General features: G+C 64.1%; 13 protein-coding genes. 4 read left to right on the top strand and 9 right to left on the bottom strand.

The features are described from left to right. Positions 1-134: 134 nt before the first annotated feature. The 4 genes from ACEN42_RS16355 to ACEN42_RS16340 are packed head-to-tail and all read left to right on the top strand — an operon-like array spanning position 135 to position 4,639. Entirely contained in the window at positions 135-1,091 is a 957-nt protein-coding gene (locus tag ACEN42_RS16355) for an HlyD family secretion protein (protein WP_371881843.1), read from the top strand. Further along, on the top strand, positions 1,088-2,032 hold the full coding sequence (locus tag ACEN42_RS16350; RefSeq protein WP_371881842.1) for an ABC transporter ATP-binding protein: 945 nt from the start codon (positions 1,088-1,090) through the stop codon (positions 2,030-2,032). Before ACEN42_RS16355 ends, ACEN42_RS16350 begins: the two co-directional genes overlap by 4 nt. Beyond that, entirely contained in the window at positions 2,029-3,189 is a 1,161-nt protein-coding gene (locus tag ACEN42_RS16345; protein WP_371881841.1) for an ABC transporter permease, read from the top strand. Before ACEN42_RS16350 ends, ACEN42_RS16345 begins: the two co-directional genes overlap by 4 nt. A gap of 10 nt (positions 3,190-3,199) precedes the next feature. Continuing rightward, positions 3,200-4,639 carry an efflux transporter outer membrane subunit gene (locus ACEN42_RS16340; protein ID WP_371881840.1) on the top strand — a complete coding sequence of 480 codons (1,440 nt, stop codon included), beginning with the start codon at positions 3,200-3,202 and terminating at the stop codon, positions 4,637-4,639. Here the strand turns inward: ACEN42_RS16340 and ACEN42_RS16335 are convergent. From ACEN42_RS16335 to ACEN42_RS16295, 9 genes are read right to left on the bottom strand one after another with little or no spacing between them, the layout of a single operon-like run. Next, the gene (locus ACEN42_RS16335; protein WP_371881839.1) at positions 4,632-6,161 is read right to left on the bottom strand and encodes a class I adenylate-forming enzyme family protein; all 1,530 of its coding nucleotides are present in this window, start codon (positions 6,159-6,161) and stop codon (positions 4,632-4,634) included. The genes ACEN42_RS16340 and ACEN42_RS16335 overlap by 8 nt on opposite strands. Positions 6,162-6,212: 51 nt before the next feature. Further along, the gene (locus tag ACEN42_RS16330; protein ID WP_187605593.1) at positions 6,213-7,115 is read right to left on the bottom strand and encodes an SMP-30/gluconolactonase/LRE family protein; all 903 of its coding nucleotides are present in this window, start codon (positions 7,113-7,115) and stop codon (positions 6,213-6,215) included. 15 nt (positions 7,116-7,130) lie between these two features. Continuing rightward, entirely contained in the window at positions 7,131-8,075 is a 945-nt protein-coding gene (locus ACEN42_RS16325) for a 3-hydroxyacyl-CoA dehydrogenase (protein WP_371881838.1), read from the bottom strand. A gap of 27 nt (positions 8,076-8,102) precedes the next feature. Beyond that, a complete protein-coding gene (locus tag ACEN42_RS16320; protein ID WP_371881837.1) occupies positions 8,103-10,202 on the bottom strand; it encodes an ABC transporter permease subunit in 2,100 nt (699 codons plus the stop codon). A 10-nt stretch (positions 10,203-10,212) separates the two neighbouring features. Beyond that, on the bottom strand, positions 10,213-11,724 hold the full coding sequence (locus ACEN42_RS16315; RefSeq protein ID WP_371881836.1) for a sugar ABC transporter ATP-binding protein: 1,512 nt from the start codon (positions 11,722-11,724) through the stop codon (positions 10,213-10,215). A gap of 15 nt (positions 11,725-11,739) precedes the next feature. Further along, positions 11,740-12,867: a sugar ABC transporter substrate-binding protein gene (locus ACEN42_RS16310; protein WP_035510627.1), complete on the bottom strand. Its 1,128-nt coding sequence runs from the start codon at positions 12,865-12,867 to the stop codon at positions 11,740-11,742. A 43-nt stretch (positions 12,868-12,910) separates the two neighbouring features. Next, positions 12,911-13,681 (bottom strand): N-acyl homoserine lactonase family protein, encoded by a 771-nt coding sequence (locus ACEN42_RS16305; RefSeq protein ID WP_238218337.1) that lies wholly within the window; start codon positions 13,679-13,681, stop codon positions 12,911-12,913. Positions 13,682-13,695: 14 nt separating this feature from the next. Next, positions 13,696-14,628, bottom strand: coding sequence for a 3-keto-5-aminohexanoate cleavage protein (locus tag ACEN42_RS16300; RefSeq protein WP_371881835.1), 933 nt, complete (start codon positions 14,626-14,628; stop codon positions 13,696-13,698). Positions 14,629-14,643: 15 nt separating this feature from the next. Then, positions 14,644-15,450 (bottom strand): SDR family oxidoreductase, encoded by an 807-nt coding sequence (locus tag ACEN42_RS16295; protein WP_238218336.1) that lies wholly within the window; start codon positions 15,448-15,450, stop codon positions 14,644-14,646. Positions 15,451-15,452 lie beyond the last annotated feature (2 nt).

The following is a 15,452-nucleotide window of genomic DNA, read 5'->3' as shown; positions in this document are numbered from 1 at the left end:
GTCCTCTCCTATGCTTGTCTTGTACGCAGAGGCGTGCGTCCCACGCACGCACCGCTTGACAGTAACGACTCGACTCGTTTATTGTTTGGTACACCAACCAAGACACTGAACGATACCTGATCATGGAGCGCGCCATGAGCCGCATGACCGGCATAACCTTCTACCTGCTTCTCGCCACGGCACTCGCGGCGTGCTCTCATCAGGACCGCGACGTCTATCAGGGCTACGTCGAAGGAGAGTTCGTCTATCTCGGTTCGTCGCAATCGGGGAAGCTCGCCGCACTCTCCGTCTCGCGCGGGCAAACGGTCAAAGCGGGCACGGGCACGTTCGCGCTCGAATCCGTCGATGAAACCGCCGCGCTCGATCAGGCGCAACGCCAACTCACCGCCGCGCAGTCGCAACTCGAAGACATCCTCACAGGCAAACGCGCGCCGGAGGTCGCTTCGGTGCGCGCGCAACTCGCGCAGGCGCGCGCGAACGCCCGCAAGGCCGCGTTGCAACTGAGCCGCGACGAGGCGCAGTTCAGTGCCGGCGGCATCGCCAAAGGGCAACTCGACGATTCCCGCGCCAATGCCGATGCCGCCGCCGCGCAAGTGCGCGATCTCGCCGAACAGGTCGATATCGCGCGCTTGCCCGGCCGTCCTCAGCAGATCGAAGCGCAGCGCGCACAAGTGGCCGCCGCGCAGGCGTTCGTCGTCCAGGCTCAATGGAAAGTCGATCAAAAACGTGTCGCGGCGCCGGCGGACGGGCTCGTGTACGACACGCTCTATCGCGTCGGAGAATGGGTTCAGGCGGGCACGCCCGTCGTGCAGATGCTGCCGCCGCAGAATGTGAAGGTGCGCTTCTTCGTGCCGGAGAACGCGGTGGGCGGTCTCGCGGCGGGGCGCGCCGTATCGATTCATTGCGACGGCTGCGCGGAAGACGTGCCCGCGAAGATCACCTACGTGTCGAATCAGGCGGAATACACGCCGCCCGTCATCTATAGCAACGAAAACCGCGCGAAGCTCGTGTTCATGGTCGAGGCGCATCCTCAGCCCGCCGATGCGGCGAAGCTTCATCCCGGCCAACCCGTCGCGGTGAGGTTGCAATGAACGCGCAGGACACGCCCTACGTCATCGACGTCCACAACCTCAACAAGCGCTTCGGCGACAAGCATGTCGTCAACGATGTGTCGTTGCAGGTCGCGCGCGGCGAAATCTTCGGCTTTCTCGGTCCGAACGGCAGCGGCAAGACGACCTCCATCCGCCTGATGTGCGGCCTGCTCACGCCCGATTCGGGCAGCGGCACATGTCTCGGCTACGACATCGTGCGCGAGAGTGAGGAGATCAAGCGCAATGTCGGCTATATGACGCAGCGTTTTTCGTACTGGGAAGACCTGACCATCCGCGAGAATCTCGACTTCGTCGCGCGCATGTATCAGATGAAGAACCGCCGCGAAGCCGTGGATCGCGCACTCGAAGCGCTGGGCTTGCAAAGCCGCACGAAGCAACTGACGGGGTCGCTCTCGGGTGGATGGAAGCAACGGCTCGCCCTTGCCGCATGCATGCTGCACGAGCCGAAACTGTTATTGCTCGACGAACCCACCGCGGGCGTCGATCCCACCGCGCGCCGCGACTTTTGGGAAGAGCTGCATCGTCTCGCTGCGAAAGGCATCTCCGTGCTCGTCAGCACGCATTACATGGACGAAGCCGAGCGCTGTCACAAGCTCGCGTATATCGCTTACGGCAAGCTGCTCGCGCAAGGCACCGCGAACGAAGTGATCGCGTCGCAGAATCTCGCTACGTGGAGCATCCACGGTCAGCATCTCAGTGCGCTCTCTGAACGCTTGCGCAAGACGCCCGGCATCGACCAGACGGTCGTGTTCGGCTCGGCGCTGCATTTGAGCGGCAGCGATCACGCTGCGCTCGAACAGGCCGTGCGTGACGCGACGAAAGACGGCGCAACCCATGCGGAGCGCATCGAAACCGGGCTGGAAGACGTCTTCATCTATCTGATGAGCCACTCGACCGACAACTTCAAGGTGACGTCATGACAGCGCGCGGCGGCTTCGCACTGTTCGCGCGCTTCTCCATCACGCGGTGGTGGAGCATCGTGATCAAGGAGTTTCTGCAGCTACGGCGCGACCGCATCACGTTCGGCATGATCGTGGGACTGCCGATCGTGCAGCTCGCGCTCTTCGGCTATGCGATCAACACGGACCCGAAGCATCTGCCGACAGCCGTGATCGTCGGCGATCAGAGTCCGTTTTCGCGCAGCTTCATCGCCGCGATGGAGCACTCCGACTACTTCGATATCGTCGAAACGTTGCCCGACGACGAAGCCGGCCGCCGCGCGCTCGCGCAAGGCCGCGTGCTTTTCGTGCTCGACATTCCCGCCGACTTCTCGCGCAAGCTGTTGCGCGGCGAGCGGCCCGCCCTCCTCGTCGAAGCCGACGCCACCGATCCGAACGCGGTCAGCAAGGCGAGCAATTCACTGTCCTCGCTCGTGCAGTCGGTGGCGAGCAAGGACCTCACCGGTCCGCTCGCGCGTTTGAATGGAGGGCCCGCCGCGTTCGACGTGCAGGTCCACAACCTCTATAACCCCGAAGGCATCACGCAATACAACGTCGTGCCGGGCCTGATGGGCGTGATCCTCACGATGACCCTCGTGATGATGACGGGCCTCGCGATGACGCGCGAACGCGAACGCGGCACGATGGAGAATCTGCTCGCGACGCCCGTGCGCCCCGTCGAAGTGATGACGGGCAAGATCGTGCCCTACGTATTCATCGGCCTCATTCAGGCAACGATCATTCTCGCGGCCACGCGCTTCGTGTTTCATGTGCCCTTCGTCGGCAATCCGCTCGCGATCTATCTCGCCGCGCTGCTGTTCATCGCCGCGAATCTGACGGTGGGCATCACGCTGTCCTCGCTCGCGCAGAATCAGCTTCAGGCGATGCAACTGACCATGTTCTACTTTCTGCCGAACATCCTTCTTTCGGGCTTCATGTTTCCGTTCGCGGGCATGCCCGCGTGGGCGCAGTTCATCGGCAACCTTTTGCCGCTCACTTACTTCAACCGCCTGATACGCGGCATTCTGCTCAAGGGCAGCGGCTGGGCGGACCTGTGGCCTTCGGTCTGGCCGATGGCGCTTTTCACCGTCATCGTGATGTGCATTGCGCTGCGCTTCTACCGGCGCACGCTGGATTAGGGAGACGTCGATGAAACCGCTTCTTTCCCTTTGCGCGCTCGTGTTGTGCGGCTGCACGGTCGGCCCCGACTTTCACGCGCCCGCGCCGCCCGACACGCAGAGCTATGTCAAGACTTCCGTCGCGATGCAAGGCTTTCCCGCCATCGATCACGCGTTGCCGCGCTGGTGGACGCAATTCGGCTCCGATGCGCTGAACCGTCTCGTCGATCGCGCATTGAACGACAGCCCGACGCTCGAACAAGCCCGCGCGAAGCTTCTGCAAGCGCATGAAGACTATCGCGCGCAAGCCGGCGCGACGTACTTCCCCGCCGTCGATGCCTCGCTTTCCGGCACGCGTCAAAAGGTGGACCCCGCTGCGTTCGGCGTGCCCATTCCGAGCCCCGGGCCTTTCACGCTCTACGATGCATCGGTCAGCGTGTCGTACACGCTCGATATCTTCGGCGGCGAGCGGCGCGCGCTCGAAGCGTTGCGCGCGCAAGTGGATTACCAGTCCTTCGAACTCGACGCGGCGCGTCTTTCTATCGCGGGCAATGTCGTCGCGAGCGCGATCCGGCGCGCTTCATTGCAGCAGCAGATCACGCTTACCGAGCGCCTCGTCGATGCGCAGATGAGGCAGTTGTCGATCATGGAAGGCCGCCTGCAAGCGGGCGGCGTCGCATCGTTCGATGTGCGCAGCCAGCGCACGCTCGTCGAGCAAACGCGCGCGGGTCTGCCATCGCTCGTCACGCAGCGCGATCAGGCCGATCATCGGCTTGCGGTGCTGCTCGGCGTCGAACCGTCCGTCGCCGATTTCGATGCGATCACGCTCGATTCCCTGCGTCTGCCGGACAGCGTTCCCCTCACGCTGCCTTCGACGCTCGCGCGCGAACGTCCCGATATCCGCGCATCCGAGGCGCTGCTGCATCAGGCGAGCGCGAATGTCGGCGTGGCGACGGCCGATCTCTATCCGAAGTTCTCGCTGTCGGCGGGCGTGGGAAGCCAGCGCACGAATATCCACGACATGCTCAACAGCCTGAACGTGTGGAATGTCGGCCTGAATCTCACGCAGCCGCTGTTTCATGGCGGCGAGCTGCGCGCGAAAAAGCGTTCTGCGGAAGCCGCCTACGATGCAGCCATGCAAGGCTATCGACAAACCGTGCTGGAAGCCCTCCAGCAAGTCGCCGATAGTTTGACCGCGCTACAGAACGACGCGAGTACCGTGCAGGCGCGCGAGATCGCGGCGAGCGAAGCACGAGCGAACCTCGATACCACGGGCGCGCGCTACACGGCAGGCGGCGTGAGCCGTTTCGATCTGCTCGACACGCAACGCCAGGCGCTGCAAACGCAGCTCGATTACACGGTCGCGCAAGCGAACCGCCTTTCGGACACGGCTGCGCTCTTCCAGTCGCTGGGGGGCGCCGGCGAGGACACGAAAGCCGCGATCAAGCCGGTTGCATCCGCGACTAACTAGCGAGCATCCCGAGCCGATGCTTGAGCACCTTGCCGCTCGCGGACACCGGCAGCGCATCGAGAATGCGGATCGAGGAAGGCCGCTTGTACGGCGCTAGCCGTGTGCTCACCCACTGAGCGAGTTCGCGCTCGTCCGCCATGCAACCCGGCCTCAGTTCGACGAACGCGAGCACGTCCTCGTTGCCCACCGCGCTTCGCCCGATCACGGCGGAATGCAGCACGGCAGGATGACTGTTGAACGCCTGCTCCAATTCGGCGGGATACACGTTGAAGCCAGAACGGATGATGAGTTCCTTGCTGCGTCCGACGATATACAGATTGCCGTTCTCGAAGCGCGCGAGATCGCCGGTTTTGAGCCAGCCGTCGGCGGTCACCGTGGCCGCTGTCTGCGCCGCATCGCGGTAGTAGCCGAGCATCACGTTCGGGCCGCGAATCCATAGTTCGCCGGTATCGTCGGCGTCGTCTGCTTGCGCGAGCGGCACGATGCGCGCCTCGACGCCCGGTATCAACGGACCGACGGATGAATCGCGTGCCGGCGCATCGAGAAGCGTGTTCGAAACGGTCGGGCTGCTTTCGGTCATGCCGTAGCCGTTGTGCAAGGGCACGCCGTAAAACGCTTCGGCCGCGGCCTTCAGCGTCATGTCGAGCGGCGAGCCGCCGCAATAGACGAATCGCAGCGACGGCGCATTCAGCCCGCCGCGCGGCGTGAAATGATCGATGAGCTTCGCGTGCATCGCGGGCACGCCCTGAAAGATCGTCATGCGTTCGTCGCTGAGTACGCGTCCCGCGCGCTCGGCATCGAAACGTGCCGCGAGCCGCAACGACGCGCCCGCATGGAGCGAGCCGAGGCACATGGACGCAAGACCGAACACATGCGAGATCGGCAACACGGCGTAGACGCGATCGCCGGAACTCACGCGGCGCAGCGTGCTCGATACCGCCGCGACGAAGAGCAGATTGCGATGCGACAGCATCACGCCCTTCGGTGCGCCCGTCGTGCCTGTTGTGTAGATGAGCGCCGCGCATTGCTGGTCCGAAGGCAGGCCGTGCGGTTCCTGCGTGGAAGCGTTATCGACGGCACTCAGTGCAAACGCACCGATCGGCGTTGCTTCGAGCGATTCGATCGCAGCGCCATCGCGTTGTGCATGACGCGCGGCATCTTCGGATGCTTCGACGGTATAGAGCGCGATGCGCGGCGTCGCATGCGCGCGGATCGCATCGAGTTCGACAGCGGACAGCCGCGCATTCGCGACCAGCGCCCATGCATCGAGACGGCTCGCGGCGAAGAGCGATGCGACCAGTGCGACGCTGTTCTCGCCGATCAGCATCACGCGATCGCCGGCTCGCACGCCCGCCGCTGCAAGACGTGCGGCGAGCGCATCGACGGCATCGTCGAGTTGCGCATACGTCAGCGTGCGCGCGTCCTCATGCAACGCGATGTGATCGGGATGCGCCTGCGCGCCGCGCGAGACGATCGCGTCGATGCGCGCGGGCAGCGACGCGATGAGCTTGTTCGTATCCATATCGGGCGATACCGTTCGTGACCCTGAGGCCCGAATGATAACGCTCATGCATCAACCCGCGAAACGCGGCTCCGGAATGCCACGCACGCCGAGGCCCGTCACCGCGAACAAGCCGCCCTTGTCGCGCTCCTTCTGCGGAATGCCCCACATCGGACGGCCCATCGTCGATACATAGAGGATATCGAGATTCGGTCCGCCGAACATCACGCTCGTCAGATTGCGCACGGGGAACGGCACGATGCGATCGAGCTTGCCGTCGGGCGCGAAGCGCAGAATGCGGCCGCCGAACACGAGCGCGGACCAGACGTAACCTTCCTCGTCGACGGTCGCGCCATCGAAGGTGCCGGCCATGTCGTGCGCGGAGACGAACAAACGCTTGTTCGTCGCCGCGCCGGTTTCGATGTCGTAGTCGTACGCGTACATCTCCTTGCTGTATGTGTCGGTGAAGTAGAACGTCTTGTTGTCGGGGCTCCAGCATGGGCCGTTCGAACAACTGATGCCGCTGTCGAGGCGCGTGACCTTGCCATCCGTATCGAGCCGGTAGAGTCCGCCGCTGCGCGTCGAGCGCTGGCCGCGATCGGCGTCGTAGCGATCGAAATCGTAGGACATCGTGCCCGCGACGAAGCGGCCACGTCGATCCACCTTGCCGTCGTTGAAACGCGTCTCGGGATCGTCGCTTTCCGGGTCGGCGATGAACTGCACGGTCTGCGCGTCGAAGTCGTAGAAATGCAGGCCGTTGGCGAGCGCGACCACCGCGCCGCCTCGCTCGCGCAAGGCCATCGAGCCGATATGACGCGGCACGAAATAGCGCTTCACGTCGCTGCCATCGGCACGGCAGCTATAGATCTCCGCCGCCGTGCTGTCGATCCAGTACAACCGCTCCTCCTTGACGTCCCAGAGCGGCCCTTCGCCGAGATGATTGTTCGCATCGACCAGCAAGCGTACTTCGGGCATCGTCGTCTCCTTGGGTTAGGCTTCACCGTCCTCGATATCGCGCCGATGCGCAAGCAACGCCATCAATCGGCGATCGCGCCAGCGGCTGCGTTCCTCGATACGCTCGCGCGGCAAGACGGCGCGGCGCTCCGTATCGAGCTTATCGAGCGTGTCGGCTGGCCAGTCGAACGGCTTGCGCCCCGATGCGATCGTGCGATATGTGCCGCCGTAACGCGCCGCGTAATCGGCCACGCCGCCGGGCGCGTTCAGGTCGATGGTTTCGAACGGCCCCATGAACGACCAGCGCATCGCGAGCCCGTCGCGGATCACGGTGTCGAGATCGGCGGCGCTCGCATAGCCTTGCTCGTAGAGACTCAACGCTTCGTCGAGCAGCGCGCCTTGCAGGCGATTCAGCAGAAACCCCGAAATCTCCCGGTTGACGGTCACGGGCTTTTGTCCAGCTCGTTCGTAGATGGCGCGGGCGCGTTCCACCGTGTCATGCGAAGTCCACGGCGCACCGCACAACTCGACGAGCGGCACGAGCGACGGCGGATTGACCGGATGCGCGACGAGACAGCGCGCGCGGCCTTCGATACCTTCTGTGAATGTCGATGCGGGCAGGCCCGAGGTCGAACTCGCAAGCAGCGCATCGGGCTTCGTCAGGCGATCCAGTTCGACGAACAACGCGCGCTTCGCCTCCACCACTTCCGCGATGTTCTCCTGCACGAGATCCGCATCGGCGACGGCATCGGCGAGGCTTTCGCATGTGTTGATGCGTGAGACGATCGCGTCGACGGGTTCATCGATCAGATCGAAGGACGCGAGATCGTCCAGGCTCTCGCGGATCGACGGAATCGCACCGCCGAGCATCTCCGTCGATGCATCGTGAATCTTCACGTCGAAGCCGCTCTTCGCAAAAACGATCGCCCACGCGCGGCCGATGCGGCCCGAGCCGATCACCGCAATGTTCTTCGCTTGCATCTGTGTGTCGCCCTCATTCGAGTTGGTTCAGCCTTTCTTGTCCCGCAACGTGATGACAGCGGCCAGCACGACGAGCCCGTTGATGATGTCCCGCACCGCGGGCGGCACGGTGGTGCCCGCGAGCAAGGTCCCGAGCGCCGTGAGCAGCAGCGCGCCGCCAAACACGCCGAGATAGTGCCCGCGACCGCCGGTGATGAGCGCGCCGCCGACCACGACCACGGCAATCGAAGGCAACAGATACGGATCGCCCATGCCGAGAAACGCCTGCGAACTGAACCCCGCGAGCAGCAGGCCGACGATCGCCGAGCAAAGACCGGAGAGGCAATAAACCGCGATCAACGTCGTGCCCACGCGCACGCCCGAGAGCTTCGCGGCGACAGGCGAATTGCCGACCGCATACACGCGACGCCCGAACGGCGTGCGATGCAGCAGCACCAGCGCGATGACGAGAAACACCGGCACGCTCCACGCCGCGAGCGACAGCGGCCCGACTCGTCCGTTGGTGAATTCGCTGATCGCCGAGGGCGACCATCCTTGCGGCGAGCCGTTGCAATAGATCAGCGTGAGACCCTGCAGCAAGCCGTTCGCGGCAAGCGTGACGACGATGGGCGGCAATCCCAGCATCACGACGCCCACGCCGTTGAACACGCCGACGAGCAGGCCGACGAGCAGCACCACCGGCACCGCCCACGCGGCCGCGCCGTTCATGCCGTGCGTGAGCCCTGTCAACAGCACGCCGGACAGCGTGATGAGCCAGGGCATCGAGAGATCGAGTCCGCCCGTCAGAATCACCGCGCCCTGCCCCAGTCCGAGAATCGCGAGAAACAAGGTCAGCGTGAGCAGGCTCGTGTAGAAATTCGCGCTGACGAGCACGCCGGGACCGTAGACGAAGCCCGTGATGATCACCACCGCGAAGAACAGCAGATACGCCGGAACGACATACTTGACCCATTCGCGATTGCGTTCGATCCAGTCCGCGATCGGACGGCCCTTCAACTCCGTGTTCTCGACCGGACGGAAATCGTCGACCTCGAACGTGACGCGTCGCGCGTGACTGTCGTCGCGCGCGCGTGTTCCGGTTCGTATCGCCTTGAACCACTGCGCTGCGTGACGCGCGCATTCGTTCGCCGCCGACTGCTTGCCGATCGACGAACCGAGCACCGCGAGCATCAGGATCACGGCTTCCGCGATCGTCGTGAAGAACGCCGACACGTTCAGCACGAGCAGAATGTTCACGGTGATCATGAGCGTCATCGCGGCGAACACGGTGCCGACGCAGCCACCGCGTCCGCCGCCGAGCAGCGTGCCGCCGAGCACGACCGCGGTGAACATCGACAGCAGCAAGGGACGGCCGACGAGCGGATCGGCGGAACCCGTCTGCGCCGATACATACAGGCCCGCCGCCGCGTAGAACATGCCCGCGAGCGCATATGTCGAGATGCGATAGCGCGTGACCGGCATGCCGTTCGCGTATGCGCCATCGGGATCGCTGCCGAGCGCATAGAGACCCACGCCGAAGCGCGTGCGCTTGATGAACGACCAGATCAGCAACGCGAGAATCAGCAGGGCCGCCGACATCGGCATCTTGTCGGGGATGAGATCGGCCGTGAGCACCGCGCCGAACTGGTCGCCGACGCTGCCGCCCGGCTTGTTCTGGATCAGCAGCGTGAGGCCCTGCACCATGAACATCGTCGCGAGCGTGACGACGATCGATTGCAGGCGAAACCATGCGATCAGCGCGCCGTTCACGAGGCCGATGCCGCCGCCGATCGCGAGAATCAGCGCGGCGCCCGCCCATTGTTCGACGGGCGATCCCTGCACGAAGCGCACCGCGAGCACATTGGCGAGCGACACGACCGCCGACGCCGACAGATCGAAACCGCCCGACAACACGACGATCGTCTGACCGATCGCCGCGAGCGCGAGGGTGGTCGCACTCGAAATCACCGAGCCGATGTCGTAGAGCCCGACGGGCGTCGCGGACAGCGCGACCCATCCGGCGAGCATCGCGAGCAACGCGCTGATCGCGATGATGAGCCCGCGATGATGATCGATGCGCGCGCCCCAACCCACGCGCGCGCCCGGCCGCACGACCTCGCTATCGGGCGACGCAACGGCTATCTTCATGAGCAACCTCTCAACTGGAAAGCATCTTGCGCATCACGTTCTCTTCGGTGAGCGCGTCGCCGGTCAGCTCGCCGACATTGCGGCCGCGATACATCACCGAGACGCGATCGCATACGTTGACGAGTTCGGGCACATCGGTCGAATAGAACAGCAGGGAGCCGCCCGCCGCCGCGAACGCGCGCATCAACACGAAGATCTGATGCTTGGTGCCGACGTCGATGCCGCGCGTCGGATCGAACATGAGCCACACGCGGCTTTGCGTGAGCAGCCACTTCGCCATCGCGATCTTCTGCTGATTGCCGCCCGAGAACGACAGACAAGGCTTGTAGAGCGCGCGCGGATTCACCTCCATCTGCGCAAGCGAGCGGCGTATCGCGGCCTGCTCCCGCTTTCGATCGATGAGGCCGAAGCGCGAATAGCGGCCGATCACCGGCAGCGACACGTTCTCGCCGCCGGGCAGACGCAGGAACAGCCCTTCGGTCTTGCGATCCTCCGGCAGGAAGCTCGTCGATACGCCGGCCTTCAGCGAATCCGCCGTGCAGGTGAGCGTGACCGGCTTGCCGTCGATGCGTATTTCGCCATCGTCGATATAGGTCGCGCCGAAGAGCGCCTCGAACAATTCGCGCTGCCCCATGCCCTGCAGCGCCGCGATGCCGTGCACTTCGCCGGGCTTCACCACGAGATCGAAATCGGTCACGACGCCATCGACGCGAACATTGCGCGTCTCGATCGCCGGCGTCGCGTCGCTTATCACGGAAGCGACCTTCGGCGGATACTTCGCCTCCATCGAGCGGCCGATGACGAGGCGGATCACTTCGTCATCGGAGATATCGGCGGCGTCGAATGCGCCCACGTCGCGGCCATTGCGATACACCGTGAGGCTGTCGCAGAACTCGCGCACTTCCTGCATGCGATGCGAGATGAACACGAAGGTCACGTCGCTCGCCTTCAGTTCGTCGATGCGCCTCGAAAGCCACGCGACATCGCGGCCCGACAGCGCCGAAGTCGGTTCGTCGAGCAGCAGCACTTTCGGGCGGCGCACGATCGCCTTCGCGATCTCGATCTTCTGCCGCACCGGCAACGAAAGATCGCGGATATACGCGCCCGGACGCACATCCGGCAGTTCGAGCCGGTCGAGCCATTCCGCCGCCTGCCGCTGCGCGTCGCGCTGTTTGATGCGCCCGAGAAAACTCGTCGGCTCGTACGATATCAACAGGTTTTGCGCGACCGTGAGATCGCGCACGAGCGTCATCTCCTGAAACGCCGTCTGCACGCCCGCGCGATGCGCGTCTTTCGGGCCGCGCATATGTACGTCGCGGCCCATCACGCGAATGCTGCCCGCATCGGGCTGCATCAATCCCGACAACAGCTTGACCGTGGTGGACTTGCCCGCGCCGTTCTCGCCGAGCAGCGCATGCACCGCGCCACGTTTCACCGAGAACGACGCGCCATCGAGCGCGACGGTCGCGCCGAAGCGCTTCGTCACTTTCGACAGATCGATCGCCAATGATGCGTCGTTCATCGTCATGCCTCGATCTCAGTCCTGATTACCCGTCAGCGCCGCGTTGAAGCCCACTTCCTTCGTGTCTTCCGAGTAGATGTCCGCGAACCAGCCCGGCGGCACTTTATCCGGCGGGAACGCGGTGCAGCCCGCCTTCAGTTCATCGATGCTGCCGGTCTTGCAAAGCTTCGATTCCGAGGTCAGCACGAGCGGCAGCTTCAGGGTCACGCGCGCCGGAAAATCGCCGCCGTCGAGCTTCTTCACGGCCATCTTGAGCGCCATCGCGCCGGAGTACGGCGGCGCGCCGTAGGAAATCGAGCGATAGCCGATCGAGCGATAGCCGCCCTGTCCCTTCACTTCACCGGGCGGCAACATCTGCACGCGATGCCCGTTCGACGATTCGCCCGCGCACGGCTTGATCTTGTCGTCGGCGATACCGGCTTCGAGCTGCATCGACGCCGCCGTGAAGCAGCCCACCTGCATCCACAGGCCGTCGATCTTGTCCCAGCTATTGGTCGCGAGAATCTTCGAGAGCTCGGTCTTCGCGGTCGCCTGGCTCCACATGCCCGTGCCTTCCGCGACGATCTTGATGCCGGGGAACTTCGCGAACACGGCCTTCGCCGCTTCGGTGCGCGCGCGGTCCACGGACGTGCCCGGCACGCCCGTGATCATCACGACATTGCCTTTGCCGTTGAGCGTCTTGGCGAGCCATTCGGCGGTGACGGTGCCGGCCTGATGCTGATCGATCGTCACGTTGTGCGCGCAAGGCTCGGTCACTTCGCCGTCATACGCCGCGACGACGACGCCCTTCGAGCACGCATTCTTGATCGCGCGATTGAGCGCCGTCGGCGAGATCGGATAGATGACGATGGCCTTGGCTCCGGCCTGCACCATCGAATTGATCTGCTGGATCTGCTTCTGCGCATCGGTGCCCGCGACCTGCACTTCGAGATCGACCTTGTCCTTGAGGGCGGGCGTATTGGCCATCGCCTTGACCATGTTCGCGGCTTCCGTCTGCCAGTCGTTGCCGACATAGCTCATCGACAAGAAGATCTTGTACTTGCCGGCCGCGTGCGCCTGGCCCGAGACGGCGAGCGCCGCCGCGAACGCGAGGCCGAGCGCGGCCCGTCCCGCATGACGAATCGACTGCGTCAATGCTTTCATGTCTTCCTCCGGTCTTCGTATGGTTATGAAGCGGGCGCTTCCATCAACGGACGTGCGGCAGACGAGCGCTCGCGGGCAAGGCAATGCCTGCACTGCCGGGCACGACGTTCGGGTCGTGTCCGGGTATGACGAAATCGGCGATCTGGCGAATGCGCGAAAGCGAGCCGATCTCCGCGAGCGTTTCGTGCACGATGCCCACCGGCACGAGATCGACGATGTTCTCCATGCAGTTCGCGCAATCGCCCGCGATCAGCACGACGCCTTCTTCCGTATCGACCGCGACGGACTGATGCCCCGGCGTATGGCCCGGCGTCGGCACGACGCGCACGCCGGGCACGATATCGGTCACGCCGTTCACGAACTGCCAGCGAAAATACGCGAGCGGCTCGCGGCCGATCAGGAACTCCTGGTAATACGTGGCCTGCGTCGGCAGCGGATGGCCCGCGTATTCCCACTCCGCCGCCTGCACGATGAAGCGCGCATTCTTGAAAAGCGTATTGCCGCCGGAATGGTCGTAATGCAGATGCGTGTTGATGACGATATCGACGTCGTCCGCGCTCCAGCCGACATACTCCTTCAGCGCGCGTTCGAGCTTCTCTTCCGGCGCCTGATCGCATGGGCACACGAAGTTCGAGACCCAGCCCGGATCGTGGATGCCGGTATCGACGACGATCTTCTTCTGCGCGCCGACGATCGCCGTCGACCACACGGGCACCTTAATCTGCTGGCCGAAGTAGCGGCCATACACTTGCGACGAGCGATCGACGGTGAGCCAGCCCGTCGGCATCGCGACTACTTTCAGCCTCGCGTTCACGATGCCCTCCGTCGTCAGAAGTTGGTGTCGCTCGCGCCTTTCAGCATGAGCATTTCCCGCGCTTCGGCGGGCGTCGCGATATCGAGCGACAACCCTTCGATCACCTGCCGAATCTTCTTCACCTGTGCCGCGCTCGATTCCGCGAGCTTGCCCGGCTCGATCCACAGCGAGTCTTCGAGGCCGACACGCACGTTCGATCCCTGCGCCACGCCGATCGAACCGAGCGGAATCTGGTTGCGGCCCGCGCCGAGAATCGACCACACGTAGTCCTTGCCGAAGAGTCGATCCGCGGTGCGTCTCATATGCGCGAGATCTTCGGGATGCGGCCCGATGCCGCCGAGCAGACCGAACACGCTCTGCACGAAGAACGGCGGCTTCGCGAGCCCGCGATCGACGAAGTGCGCGAGGTTGTACAGATGCGAGATGTCGTAGCACTCGTATTCGAAGCGCGTGCCGTTCGCGCTGCACGACGTCAGGATGTACTCGATATCCGCGAAGGTGTTCTTGAACACGAGATCGCGGCTGTTCTCCAGATGCTTGCGTTCCCACTCGTGCTTGAGGTCCTTGAAGCGCTCCAGCATCGGATAGAGGCCGAAGTTCATCGAGCCCATGTTGAGCGATGCGACTTCCGGTTTGAAGTGATGCGCGGGCTTCAACCTCTCCGCGACGGTCATGTGCGGACTGCCGCCCGTCGTGATGTTGATGACGGCATCGGTATTCGCCTTGATGCGCGGCAGGAACTCCTGAAACACGGCGGGGTCCTGCGTCGGATGACCGTCGTTCGGATCGCGCGCGTGCAGATGCAGGATCGCGGCGCCTTCCTTCGCAGCCGCGAGCGCCGCATCGCCGATCTGTTGCGGTGTCACTGGAAGATGCGGCGACATCGAAGGCGTATGGATCGCGCCCGTCGGCGCGCATGTGATGATGACCTTGCGTTTCGTTGCCATGTGATCCTCGTTGTTTTAAAGGACTTCCACGTTGCCGCATACCGAGATCGCCTGCCCCGAGATGCCGCTGCCCGCGGGCGAGCACAGAAAGAGCGCGGTGGCCGCGATTTCCTCGGGCGTGGTCATGCGGCGCAGCGAAATCTTCGCGAGATATTGCTTCTCCATCTCTTCATACGGCAGGTTCAGTTGCTTCGCGCGCGCGGCGATCACGCGCTCGATGCGCGGTCCCTTCACGATGCCCGGCTGTATCGCATTGACGCGTATGTTCGACGGCCCCAGTTCGATCGCAAGGCTCTTGGTCATGCCGACGACCGCCCACTTCGTCGCGGCGTAAGGCGTGCGGAATGCGTAGCCGAGCCGTCCCGCGACGGACGACAGCGCGATGATCGTGCCGCCGCCATGCGCATCGCGCAGAAGCGGCACCGCGCGGCGCGCGAAGTAGAACTGCGCGTTCAGATTGACGTCGATGGTCTCTTCCCACTCGTTCACATCGAGTTCTTCGATGCCGCCCGTCGGCCCGGCGATGCCCGCGTTGTTCACGAGCACGTCGAGTCCGCCGAGTCCGCTCTGCACATCGGCGAACACGCGCTCGACGGCCTCCTTGTCCGATACATCCGCGAGCGTCGACGTGATCGCGTTGCACTCCGCGCTCGCTTCGGCTTTCGTCAGCGCATCGATCGCGTCGGGGCTCGCATCGCAGACGTGCACGCGCGCGCCCGCATCGATGAAGGCGCGCGCGATCACGAGGCCGATGCCCGATGCGCCGCCCGTGATGAGCACGCGCAAGCCCGCGTGCGGTTTCAGCATCTGAAGAACCGTCATGC

This window comes from Caballeronia sp. S22 (genome assembly GCF_964261745.1).
Lineage (GTDB): Bacteria > Pseudomonadota > Gammaproteobacteria > Burkholderiales > Burkholderiaceae > Caballeronia > Caballeronia jiangsuensis.
The sequence above is the reverse complement of the archived record's forward strand: the minus strand, read 5'-3'. Positions and strand labels throughout refer to the sequence as shown.